The following is a 13,063-nucleotide window of genomic DNA, read 5'->3' as shown; positions in this document are numbered from 1 at the left end:
TTCCTCATGAGAGGAAAAGGATTATCCGGTATTAGCACCGGTTTCCCGGTGTTATCCCAGTCTTACAGGCAGGTTGCCCACGTGTTACTCACCCGTCCGCCGCTAACCAACAGGAGCAAGCTCCTATCGATTCGCTCGACTTGCATGTATTAGGCACGCCGCCAGCGTTCGTCCTGAGCCAGGATCAAACTCTCCATGAAAGTTGATTAGCTCAATTTGTTACGTTGGCTTAGTTTCTATAGTAGAAACTAATATTATTGTTTGTTGACGTTTTTGTTTGTTTAGTTTTCAAAGAACAATACATCACTTCAATTAGCGACAGCGAGATTAATTATAAAATGTTACCTCGTAAAAGTCAACATCTTTTTTAATTTAACTTCGCCGCCTTAGCGACAGATAATAATATAACAAAAAATCCGTGTGTAAGTCAACTTCTTTTTGCAAAAAAAATAAAACTCTAAAGAAGTTTTTGAAAGTATTAGCCTTTATGGTCAATAGCAACTAGAGATCTATTAATAAAAATAATGAATTTTTTCATTAGTAGGACACACCTCACTTTTGTGTTCCCTAGTGGATATTCCATATAAATCACACTATACCAATTAATGAGTATTAAATTAGTATACAACAATTTGGTACTCATTTTAATTAACATTTTTTGATGTTTGCTATACTTTGGATAGAAGGCTCTTCTTTGATCATTTATGGGCTCCTCTGTATTTATCCTTGTTAAGGAGATCTTTTAAAGTAACGCCATAAGCTGATAAACGGTAATAATTAATTCTGTGTAATACTTTTTTGCATTTACTTTCTATATGTAGATTTCTACCTTTTAATAATTCTACTTGTTCTTATAAGTAGTAGGTGACTTAACTTTATCTTTCTCAGGATCCATTTTTACATTACTCCTATACATAAAATGACCCACCTTGGTCCGCATTGTTAAGAGGCGTGGCGGGTTCTGTTATTATCATAATAACCTATCAATACACCTTCTCTGTTTTTAGAAATCGCATAGCAAGAAGATTTTTGACCAATTGAAAAGAGGTCTTTTTTATTGTTTGAGTCTAGTTACTATACTAGGAACCTCTCTCTAATACGTTTCGCTCAAAAAACAAGCCAATTGTACCGTTAGCCAATCCTCCGGGTCGCTGAGGTCAACCTGCAGTGCGTCCTCTATTCTTCTTAATCGATGGTAAAGTGTATTTGAGTGAATATGTAACCGGTCTGCTGTCATAGAGACGGAACGATTGGTATCAATGTATGTTTTAAGTGTTAGCTCCAAGTCACCGGCTTTCACCTTGGGTGATTGAAGTGGAGATAAAACTTCCTGGATAAACTGCTCAATTTCCTTAGGATCTTGATTTAAAAATAAACGGTTAAGCCCAATTTTTTCATATTGCAATATACCTGAAATATCACGATTTAAGAGATAGGATAGTGATTTATTAGCTTCCTCTGTACTTTTTGCAATATACTCAAGACCCGTATAAAATCTTCCCATCCCACCGCGGAGGACAGTTGAACGGTCATTTTTCCACAGGCTTCCAACAGTTTTAATTTTTCTAATAATGTTCTCCCTGCTCGTCTCATTGTCAACATGAATGATCATGGTTACTTTATCTTGAAAACCGAAGAGAAGATGGTCAGACTGTTTAAGCGCTTTATTTACGGAAGCGATTAGCTGTCTCATATGTGTCTCCCGCTTCTGTTTGTTATTCCCATTTTCCTTAATCTGTAAAACAGCCACAAAAAAGGGTTTCTCAGGGGATAGACCATATTCCCTCGATTGGTACATTAGTGATTTTGGTTCACGGTATAGTAAGAGCTCATTAAAGAACTCATAGATCTTTTCATAATACATATCTGTCATTGAGTACGTATTAACCATTTTTAGCGCTACTAAAGCTCCAGCCTGCTCTAACACGACCGTATCAAGAGGCTGTAAAGGCATGCGTAACTCTACTGTAAAATAACCAATCGGAAAACCCTCGTTCGCAATCGGATACAAATGGAAGTCTACTTGGTTAACCGTGATCGATAAAGTTTCCACCCGATTCACCAAGTCTTCAGATAGTATCGTGTCTTCAAGTTGTAAAAGTTGATCTGAGGAACGTGGATACCATTCGTTTTTGGTTAAATCGAAAAGAAAAACCGGCAGACCAACCAGGCGTTCAACCGTTTGCACGATCTTCACCAAATCGGCATTTTTCAAAGAAAGGTTAGTAAAAACTTCATGAATTTGATTCCGTTTTATCAAATATTCGTTTTTTTGACGGAGCTCGGAAAACAGCCTGGCATTCGAGATGGCGATGGCCGCCTGATCGGCAAAGCCTTGTAACCGGCGTAAATCTTTGCTCGTCAGCTTTCGAGTATTTTTTTTCGTTTGGTGGACAACCATTACACCATGCTTTTCTTTATTCATTCTGACAGGAACTGCGATTACAGGTGGTATAGATTCCGGACCTCCAGCGGCCTTCATTAAGTTTTTATAGTTTTTCTCCTTTATATTGCTTATTCCTTCTATGACTTGTTCGGGATTGTAAATGTTCCCTTTCTCATCTCGAAATACTTTTCCCGCAATCCCCTCACCGATTTCGGTTTTAAAATCATAAATCGATTCTCCCATGCCAATAGCTGCTATCGGTAGAAGCCTTTGCAGCTCCTGGTCATAGAGTGTAAAAAAACCTCTATCCACTGTTGGAATGGCGATCAGAGCGTTTTGCATGATATTATGCAGAAGCTCATTCAAATCCAGATTGGAAGTAAGTGAATTCAAGCCCTGAAGCCATGCGTCGTGCTCTTCCCAAATAAGTTCAAGAGATTGTTGAACAAGCATATAACGAATCTGCATGACAAAATTCTCAGATTCCGTTGCCGAAAGCTGTTTTTCGGAGTGAATTAAGGCATGAACTGTCATCGACTCAGGAGAGTCGGTTTCAAAGGTGAACAATTGACATTTTATTTGCGGGTCGTACCATGATGCTAAATATTCCTCATTTTGTATTTCGGGCCATTTTAATTTTTTGTAAACTTGCTCTTCCTCCATAGACAGTTGAACTCCGCAAACATGAACCCAATTCGTATAGGAATTTAATGTCCAAACATGTAATGTTGAACGACTAAACTTTTCTATCGAAGGAGTATTTTTGTTAGATAACAAAGATGTTTCCCCCTTTGTTAATGAGTTTTTTAAATATTTATACTTATTATAATTGCATTAATTATGTGAATACACAATCATTTGTAAATTACATTGTGTGTTTTACTGGTGATTTTTTGAAAATTCTAATTTATTATTTAAATAACTTTATTGACAAGGAGAGTGGCAAAAAATAGAAAGGGCTTACACTTTCTTATGATTGATTTTTTGAAGAAAGGGATGTATGTGAAAATTAAAAAGGAGCGTGTAGTATGAAGGATAAAATTAAGGCACCAAATGGAAACATGACTTTATTAGCACTTTACTTCACCTGGATTGTATCATACATTGACCGGACTACTATTAATCTTTCCATTGTACAAATGGGTAAGGATTTATCACTCGATGCTTCACAATTAGGGATTATCTTGAGTTCCTTTTTCTTTGGATATGCCTTAATGCAGATTCCCGGTGGCTGGCTCGCGGATCGTTTTGGCTCGCGGAGGGTAATCGTAGTAGCGGTTTTGATGTGGTCCATATTTACCGGATTGACTGGCTTTGCCTGGTCGCTAACTTCTTTATTTCTCATCCGTCTTTTATTCGGACTCGGGGAAGGCGCGTTCCCTGCAGGTAGTACTAAGGCCATATCTGATTATTTTTCAAAAGAGAAAAGGACGAAGGCACAATCAACGATGATGTCCTCAAATGGACTGGGGTCAGCGATTGCTCCAATTTTAGTTGCACCACTGCTCGTTTGGCTTGGGTGGCGCCATGTCTTTTTGGCTATATCGATGCTAGGTATCATCTCAATCATTTGGTTTCTCCTTTCAACAAGAAGAAAAGGTGAATTTGCTGATTCCGAAAAAGCACAAAAGCCAAGTAAAGAAGAGTACCAAAGGCTTCTTCGAAACTCCTATCTATGGAAAGTCCTGATCATTTTCTTTTTTGTTAATATTACAAGCTGGGGCCTCATGTCATGGATGCCTTCCTACTTGATGCAGGTTCTGGGAATCAATCTCAAATCAGTTGGATTTTTAAGCGCTATCCCTTCTTTGTTCTTAACTCTCGGCATGATTATTAGCGGCAGAATTATAAATAAGTTTGGTTCTTATGCAAAGACTGGAGTTCTCATCGGTATCATTATTCTTGGGATTTCTCTTTATCTGATGGCACAGTCTACAACCATTTTCCAAGTTATTTTATTCCAGTCCATTGCATTTACTTTTTTGTCATATATTTTTAGCTTCATCTTTACGCTGCCTCACCGTGCTATGGAGGCGAAGGTTGTGGGTACCGCATTTGGTATGATTAATTTTGGCGGACAAGCTGCAGGTATTTTTTCTCCAATGATCATGGGAGCACTTATTTCTGCGTCTGGTGGCTCATACAAAAGTGCGTTCATGTTTTTAACAATATGCTGCGTAGTCGCTGCCGTGATTACATTATTTTTACCGTCAGAGAAAAAGCAGGCCGTCGTAGACCATGCAGCTGCCAAAACAGTAAGCTAAATAACTTTCATTTCTCTTATTTGTGTTCTCACAAAAGATAATTTGAAAAGAGGTAATAAGATATGGGAAAAAGTGATATTGTAAGCTGGATTGAGGAGAACGAATCAAAATTCGTCGATGTGGCAAAACAAATTTGGGATCATCCTGAAGTGGGCTATAGGGAAAGTTTCGCATCCGCCTTACAAATCAAAGTGTTGGAAGAAGCTGGTTTTACGATTACTGCCGGGGTCGGAGATATCCCAACAGCCTTTATCGCAGAATATGGTACCGGTAAACCAGTGATTGGGATCCTTGGTGAATTCGACGCACTGCCGGGGTTGTCTCAGCAAGTATGTCCGGAATATTCCCCAGTTGTTCCGAATGGGCCGGGACATGGCTGTGGACATAATTTATTAGGAACAGCGGGAGTAGAGGCAGTTGTTGCTCTTAAGGAGCAGATGGAAGTGGAAAGGCTTTCCGGTACCATCCGTTATTACGGCTGCCCCGCAGAGGAGTTACTTTCCGGAAAAACATTTATGGCCCGATCCGGTGCATTTGATGATCTAGATTGTACGCTGACATGGCATCCTTGGACATATAACAGTACAGCCAATGCCAGTATGCAGGCATTAACAGCTGTCGAGTTTTTCTTTTCAGGAAGAACCTCCCATGCCGGAGCGGCTCCACATCTCGGCCGCAGCGCCCTGGATGCAGTTGAACTGATGAATGTTGGTGCCAACTATTTACGGGAACATGTTCCGGATGGTTCCAGAATTCATTATCAGATCACAAATGGCGGGGCAGCACCAAACATCGTGCCAGACGCAGCCAGTGTCTATTATTTCTTGCGGGCAAGCGACCGTAAGCAGGTAGATGAACTAAAAGAGAGATTAATAAAAGTAGCGCAAGGGGCAGCGATGATGACTGAAACTTCTGTCCGCTGGGAGATCAAATCCGGGTGCTACGATACATTGCCAAATAAAACCCTTAATGAGCTCATGTTTAAACAGGCGGAAGCAGCAGGACAGATGACGTACACCCCCGAAGAAGAAAAATTTGCCGAGGAACTCGTCCAAACGATCGATCCATCTGTTATAGCTGCAGTGAAGCGTCAAATGTCGGACAAGAATGCAGACACCCTGCTCAATCCACATTTTTATAACGATACAAATCAGTTTGGGACAACTATGGGAGGATCATCTGACGTGGGTGATGTTTCGTGGATTACACCAATGGGACAAATTATGACTGCCTGTGCACCGCTAGGGGTTCAGCTGCATTCATGGCAGGCTACCGCTTCATTCGGTTCAACCATCGGCATGAAGGGAATGCAATATTCGGCAAAAATAATGGCATTATCCGCCTACGAACTGCTTCTTGATCCAAATGGCATTCTTGAAAAAGCAAAAGAGGAATTTGCTGCAAGTACAAAAGGAGTAGAATACAAGGCAGGTATTCCAGCTGACGTGAAACCACCTGTATCAAATAAGGAAGCTTTTTTAGAGCCGACAATCTGATAGCTGGAATTGAATGGTCTAGTTAGAAAAACGGATGATGGTTGCAGGAGAGTGCATTAACTATGCGACCCAAGGAGCCAGTTCCAATAAAAAACATTTGGAACAAAACTCTCAGGTAGATGAACTACAATTCGACGTTACTCTAGAGAGTGCGTAAACCATTGCGCCCCCCAAATGGGAATGTTCTATTTTTAATAAAGCTAACCTCTCAATTAAAAGGACAGAGAAGGGTAAAGGGAAAAGGAAGCCGGCCCTTTTCTGTCCTTTTTCTAAAAATATGATCGTAAATATCCGCTCAAAAGGTACCCTCTAATCATAACCAAACCTTCATTGTATTTTTCAAAGTAGACAAGCTTGTTAAAGACGGTTTAAAGGTAATAAAAAAATAACCGTCTCGTTTTGGGTTGCGTGGACTAATTTGTGAATTTCTTTATGAGGGATACACAAATGGTTAAAGTTATCCGTTCCTCCATTTTGATTATAATTCCTGTTACAAAAGTTCTATAAAAACCCATCTATGGGTCTTTTTTTATAAAAAACAGCATAAAATTACCATTTTAACTATTACCATATTACTATTTATATTATAATTTAGCAGTACGTCTTACATATAAACAATTAGTAGGGGGAAAAGGGAAGAAAATGGGGAAAACGTTTATTAAGATTGCAGCGGTTTATTTTTCAATTGGGGTTTTAGTGGGAATGTCCATGGGGATTGCCCATGATTTTAGATTGACTTCTACTCACGCTCATATCAACTTATTAGGTTGGGTATCGACTGCTCTATTTGGAATCATTTATTCGATCTATCCGTTTGCAGCGAGCACAAAATTAGCAAAAATTCATTTTTGGTTACATAACATTGGTTTACCAGTGATGGTGATTGGATTGGTTCTCGAATCTTTCGGTGTTTCGGCTGCTTTGCCAATTATGATTATCGGTTCTTTAGCTGTTGTGATCGGTACACTGTTATTCACTACCAATATTGTTAAAACACTAAACAACCGTTCCGTCCAAAAGGCGGATCACACTATAAAAGCCTAGGGTTTATCAAGGACTTCCTAAGAGGGAGTCTTTTTTTTCATCTTCTTTAATAAGAGATCTGAAGAAGTGGATATGAACATTTATCCCCCTTCCCCCACTCTAAAATCAATGAAAAATAAACTCTTCATGCTCCTTACTCCTCTAACCACATATTTTTGGTTATAATATAGGAATATGGATTTTTATAGGTAAACTTTTTAATAGACCATTTTTTGATGGTCCACGCATTACGCATGGACATTTAATATAACCAAGGGTTCCAGTTAAAGGGGTACATTATTTATGCTTAAAACCAGGTTTATCAAATTACTGACAACTAAATTAGAGGATGGCCGCTTTCTGTTGACAGCCCAGAACGAAAAGGGAGCTTATATGAACCCGTTCAGATGGAAAAGCCTCGTTTTTAGCAGCCATGAAGAAAGCTTTTTCGGTACCCTTCTTGAGACCGAAACGGTGAACGACGTCGAAGGGGTTGTTGTGAGCGGCTGGCAGCTTGTTTCTTTGTTTGCCAAAGAATCCTTCAATCGCTTTATTGATTGGGACTGGAATGAGCAATCTGAAATCTGTCTTGCTTCCGCCCTTACACTTTATGAAGGGATTGTAGAGAAGGATTGGCTCCCGGATTTTTCAGTCTGGGAACATGGCGATTTCCGCTGGAAGCTGCCAGAACGGGTCAAGGATGAATTTGACTCTTCTTTTTGGGAGCAATCCATCGAGGATGAGAATCAAGTCTTAGTTAGCGAGGATCACAGTCTTAGCACAACCAAAGACTATCTGTCTGATTTATATAATGAAGCGCTTGATGCTTATTTAACCCGAAATGCTGCTATGAGAGAGCTGTTTGGTCCAAAATTGGAGTTACTGAGGAAGCAGAATATTTCCGGCGTTGAGCTGGCTCGTTATTTTGATGAGGAGAGCTGGCTGGAATGGGTTGGGATTAAGGAAAGTGACACGCCGTTTACGATAGGGCTGCGGCTTGATGAACCGGTTGACGGTGAGGGTGCATGGATTCTAGATGTGTTTTTACGTGGAAAGAAGAATCCAGATGAAATCTATGATGTTGAAGGTGTGAGAAAGATTCCTGCCAAATGGCGTCCATATCTTGACAAAGTGGATCAAGAGCGGTCGCGCTGGGCCCGGTTAATTCCATGGCTTGAAGAAGATGGCTTTTTCAAGACCCATCTTACCGAGGAAGAAGCGTGGATGTTTCTAACCGATGCGAGTGAAACCTTGGTCGCGCTGAATGTGGAGATCCTCCTTCCTTCCTGGTGGCAGGCGATGAAGAATGCCAACTTGAAGGTGAAGGCGTCATTGAAGGGATCATCCAGCCATCGGCCGTCGTTTGTAGGACTGCAGGCGATGCTTGATTTCAACTGGCGTTTTTCCATGAACGGTGTTGATTTGTCTGAAGATGAGTTTGGTAAGTTAGTTGAGGAAAAGCGCCGGCTTGTGTTTATCCGGGGTCGCTGGGTGAAGCTTGACCCGCAGTTTATTCGACAAATTCAGGATTTGATGAAGCGTGCTGAAAAAGAGGGCTTGCATGTCCGCGATTTGCTGGAGCAGGAACTCGTTGATTCGACAGAGACCGAAGAAGAATTGGAGAATCCAAAGGCGTTTGCGAAGATTCAAATTGAGTTGAACCGGCAATGGAAGCAGATGGTCAAGATGTTGTCGGAGGTACAAGAGATCCCGCTCGAGACTGTTCCAGAAGGATTGAATGGTGAGCTCCGCCCGTACCAGCAGCTTGGTATGAGCTGGCTTTGGTTCCTCCGTCAATTCGGATTCGGTGCCGTCCTTGCCGACGACATGGGCCTCGGCAAAACCGTCCAGCTCATCTCCTACCTTTTGAAGGTAAAGAACGAGGAAACATTAGAAATGGTGCCTGACACCGTTAAAACGTCTGGTGAAGCGGCCTCTGCCACAAAGGTGAAGGTGCCGGTGAAGTCGGCGCTGATTATCTGTCCGACTTCGGTGCTAGGGAACTGGCAGAAGGAACTGGAACGGTTTGCTCCGGAGATAAAGGTGTACTTGCATTATGGTTCAAACCGTCTGAAGGAAGAGGCTTTTACGGAAAAAGTCCAAGACGCTGATGTGGTCTTGACTTCTTATGGGTTAAGCCATCTTGATTCAGAGGAGTTTGAATCAGTAATATGGAATTCGATTTCCATTGATGAAGCGCAAAACATTAAGAATGCCCAAACAAAACAATCAAAGGCGGTACGCAGGCTGCGCGGCCGTCACCATATTGCTTTGACAGGAACGCCGATGGAAAATCGCCTCTCAGAGTTGTGGTCCATCTTTGATTTCACTAACCATGGCTATCTTGGCAGCTTAGGGCAGTTCCAGAAGAAGTTTGTTATTCCGATTGAAAAGGATGAAAAGAAAGAAAAGGTGCAGCAGCTTCAGTCGTTGATTCGCCCATTCTTGCTGCGCCGGACGAAAAAGGATGAAGAGGTTGCTCTTAATCTGCCAGATAAGCTTGAGCAGAAGGAGTACTGCCCGCTTACGGCTGAACAGGCATCGTTGTACGAGCAGCTAATCCACGATACCTTTGCGGAGATTGAAAAGTTATCGGGCTTTGAGCGTAAAGGTTTAATTCTCCAAATGCTGACACGTTTGAAACAGCTGTGTAATCACCCTGCTCTCTATTTAAAGGAACAGGCAATTGGCCGAGAGCTGCTGGACCGCTCGAATAAAATGGAGAAGCTCGTTGAACTGGTGGATGCTGTTTTGGATCAAGGAGAGAGTTGTTTGATTTTTACACAATATATTGAAATGGGCGAAATGATCCGCAGTACATTGAAGAAGAAGTTTGGCATTGAGGTGCCGTTCTTGAACGGAAGTGTACCGAAAACACAGCGTGATAGTATGATTGAGCGGTTTCAAAATCAGGAGTTCCCTGTGTTTCTGTTGTCGTTGAAGGCCGGCGGAACGGGGTTGAACCTAACGGCCGCGAATCATGTCATCCATTATGACCGATGGTGGAATCCAGCCGTCGAGAATCAAGCTACTGACCGGGCTTACCGGATTGGCCAATCCAAGTTTGTCCATGTTCATAAGTTGATTTGTACCGGGACACTAGAAGAGAAGATTGATGCTATGCTGGAGAAGAAACAATTCCTGAATGACCAAATCATCACTAGTGAAAACTGGCTAACTGAGCTCTCCACCGATGAACTGAAGGACCTTGTCTATTTAGGTTAATACCGTGAATCGGGGTGCCGGCGAGGGCAACATGAATACTGTGATGAGGTGAGGAACGGTGACAGGCACCATTTCTAACACCCAATAATTAAAAAGGGAAGATTCTATTGATTTTAGAATCTTCCCTTTTTTTATCGTTCACATGCAATTAAATCTTTGTCTCTGTCGCTCTTCTTATTTGCATCGTAAAGAGCTTGTGAAACAAAAGGTTTGTAGTAGGTCTTTCCACCTTTGTTTTTTACGGAGGCGGAACGAGCAACTCCACCTTTATAAACCTTGTTCAATTCTGTACAGTTTTTGAAAGTGACAATCTTAGTCGCTGCTTCTGACTCCCCTGCAGAGCCTAATGTAAAACCTAATAAAAGCGCAAACGGAATTCCTACCTTTAAAAACATTTTCATGATAAATACCTCACTTACATATTTTACTATTTCCAGTATTTATCTTAATTGAAATAAACCATTTTGACAATTTAAAAATTCTGAATTATTACATACTTATACTGTTTTACGCTGATTTCTTATTATTTCTAAGTATTGTGTATCCCCTAATCCATAATCTGTGAATTTGTTAATTAGAGCTAGTACAAGTTCTCTTTCTGGAACATCTTTGTGCTCTTGTATATAAAGCACAAGATCACTATCTTTACTCAGATAACTCAAATATAGCTCTATCCCCTTCTTTATAGGCGCTGGAAGGATATTCACAGGCATTGTCTTATCAATCAAAACCTGCTTATAAATAGAATAATATCCCCCTGCCCTTTCGGTAAAATCACTCACAGGTTTAAACTTCTCTCCGACTATATGAATATCGACAGCATCTTTATAATCTGCTTGATCTAACCAAGCTAGAATAGTAATAAGGTTAATTTGACAGAACATATCGGCATCAAACCATAATTCTATATGAGAGAATTCTTTATCAAAAAAGGGCTGTAACGGCTTTAACGTGTGTTCCGTATATTGTTCTGGAGTTACGTGATGAACGTTTGCCCGGATATCGATGAATTCTGGTGAAAATAAATCGTCACTTGTACCTCCAAAACACATCGCCTCATTAAAAGGGACCATGCATTCCTGTTCAAGAAAATGTGTCTCCTCGTAATAATTAAACATTGCTTGTCCATTTAAAATATGTAATGTCTTATTTTGAGTCATCTTTTTAACCCCTTCTTTTTATTCGCCACCTGAGCCATTCCCACCATTATTAAGCTTAAGCTGCCAATCAATTGATTTCCAATCTAAGATACCCTCTCTTGTTTATCTGTTTACTCCATCCACTGTCAGGGAATATTATAATGTAATTTCGTTTATTGAGGAGGACAAAATGCATAAGAGTTCTTGTTTTAGTGAGTATGACACCTTAAAAAAAGTGGTGTTATGCTCAGCAACCTATATGACTATCCGCGAACCCATTAATGAGACTCAAAAGCAATTTTTAAAAGAAAACATTGATACAGAACTTGCTAAAAAACAGCATCAACAGCTCGTGCAAGTCTTAGAGGCAAACGGTGTTGAAGTGCTGTTACTTACTCCTTCAGAGAAATATCCTGAACAAGTATTCACTCGTGATATTGGTTTTACTCTGGGAAATCAGGTGTTTGTAGCCCATATGGCACATGATGTCCGTCAAGGTGAAGAGCAGCCGTTAATTGATTTGCTCGAAAAGGAACTAATCACCTATACCAACCTACTGGAAGACAAAATTGAAGGCGGCGATGTTTTAATTGACCGCAACACCGTTTATATCGGCGTCAGTAACCGTACCAATAAAAAGGCCATTGAACATTTACAAAGTTTGTTACCCACTTTTGAAGTTATTACCGTCCCGTTTACCGATACATATCTCCATTTAGACTGTGTCTTTAATATTCTTTCAGAGGATGAAGCCTTAATTTTTCCAGGTGAAATTGATGAGGACAAACTAAGGATTCTATCTTCTAGGTACAATTTAATTAAGGTATCAGAAGAAGAACAAGCAACTTTAGGAACCAATGTGCTTTCAATTGGAAACAAGCGAGTGTTAAGTTTACCCATCAATAAGGAGGTAAACAAGAACCTCAGGGACCGAGGCTACCAAGTGATTGAGGTCGATATTTCAGAGATTATTAAATCTGGAGGCGCCTTTCGCTGCTGTACCATGCCGATATTGAGAGAAACTCCACAATAAACACTGCCATTCGGACGATCACTCAGGATCGACGGTGATTGTCCGAGTGCCGCACTATTTCGTATGCAATACTATAAATTATACTTAGAAATGCACTAGAAGATGATTAACTAATAGAATATCATTTACGACAAAAAATGATTTATCAGAGTAGAACTTATTGACGACCGTCATCCCCAAAAATCATTTATCTGGGTAGTCAATAGAGCTTATTGACTACCGTCATCCCCAAAAATCAGTCATCTGGGTAGTCAATAGAGCTTTTTGACGACCGTCATCCCCAAAAATCGGTCATCTGGGTAGTCAATAGAACTTTTTGACTACCGTCATCCCCAAAATTCAGCCATCTGGGTAGTCAATAGAATTTATTAGATTAAGTCCGTATAATTGTGTAAAAAGAAAAGGAGTCAAATTAATTCCTCTTGTCAACAATGTTAACAGCGACGAAAACAATGAGGAGGAATTAATCATGACTCAAATTCAGTTTAACCTAAATA

8 protein-coding genes, 1 rRNA gene and 1 riboswitch are annotated in these 13,063 nt (G+C 40.5%); of the genes, 5 read left to right on the top strand and 4 right to left on the bottom strand.

Annotation, left to right across the window (positions count from 1 at the left end):
* Nucleotides 1-200 (bottom strand): 16S ribosomal RNA (locus tag M3226_RS30840); the annotation flags it as partial.
* Nucleotides 201-1,093: 893 nt separating this feature from the next.
* A complete protein-coding gene (locus tag M3226_RS30835; RefSeq protein WP_251573271.1) occupies nt 1,094-3,163 on the bottom strand; it encodes a helix-turn-helix domain-containing protein in 2,070 nt (689 codons plus the stop codon).
* A gap of 251 nt (nt 3,164-3,414) precedes the next feature.
* Between M3226_RS30835 and M3226_RS30830 the strand changes: the two genes are divergently transcribed.
* From M3226_RS30830 to M3226_RS30815, 4 genes are all read left to right on the top strand, one after another.
* Nucleotides 3,415-4,650 (top strand): MFS transporter, encoded by a 1,236-nt coding sequence (locus M3226_RS30830; protein ID WP_251573269.1) that lies wholly within the window; start codon nt 3,415-3,417, stop codon nt 4,648-4,650.
* 62 nt (nt 4,651-4,712) lie between these two features.
* Complete coding sequence (locus M3226_RS30825) at nt 4,713-6,146, top strand: M20 family metallopeptidase (protein ID WP_251573267.1); 1,434 nt, start codon at nt 4,713-4,715, stop codon at nt 6,144-6,146.
* 34 nt (nt 6,147-6,180) lie between these two features.
* Nucleotides 6,181-6,283: riboswitch (glycine riboswitch) on the top strand.
* A 505-nt stretch (nt 6,284-6,788) separates the two neighbouring features.
* Nucleotides 6,789-7,190 (top strand): cytochrome-c oxidase, encoded by a 402-nt coding sequence (locus tag M3226_RS30820; protein WP_251573266.1) that lies wholly within the window; start codon nt 6,789-6,791, stop codon nt 7,188-7,190.
* A gap of 282 nt (nt 7,191-7,472) precedes the next feature.
* Entirely contained in the window at nt 7,473-10,394 is a 2,922-nt protein-coding gene (locus M3226_RS30815) for a DEAD/DEAH box helicase (protein ID WP_251573264.1), read from the top strand.
* A gap of 131 nt (nt 10,395-10,525) precedes the next feature.
* On the opposite strand, the gene M3226_RS30810 is transcribed toward M3226_RS30815, so the two are convergent.
* Nucleotides 10,526-10,795, bottom strand: a complete 270-nt coding sequence (locus tag M3226_RS30810) for an excalibur calcium-binding domain-containing protein (RefSeq protein ID WP_251573263.1) — start codon at nt 10,793-10,795, stop codon at nt 10,526-10,528.
* Nucleotides 10,796-10,891: 96 nt separating this feature from the next.
* Complete coding sequence (locus M3226_RS30805) at nt 10,892-11,554, bottom strand: AraC family transcriptional regulator (RefSeq protein WP_251573261.1); 663 nt, start codon at nt 11,552-11,554, stop codon at nt 10,892-10,894.
* A 169-nt stretch (nt 11,555-11,723) separates the two neighbouring features.
* Between M3226_RS30805 and M3226_RS30800 the strand changes: the two genes are divergently transcribed.
* The gene (locus M3226_RS30800) at nt 11,724-12,566 is read left to right on the top strand and encodes a dimethylarginine dimethylaminohydrolase family protein (protein WP_251573260.1); all 843 of its coding nucleotides are present in this window, start codon (nt 11,724-11,726) and stop codon (nt 12,564-12,566) included.
* Nucleotides 12,567-13,063 lie beyond the last annotated feature (497 nt).

This window comes from Neobacillus cucumis, from assembly GCF_023715505.1.
This window is presented reverse-complemented; position numbering and strand designations above follow the sequence as displayed.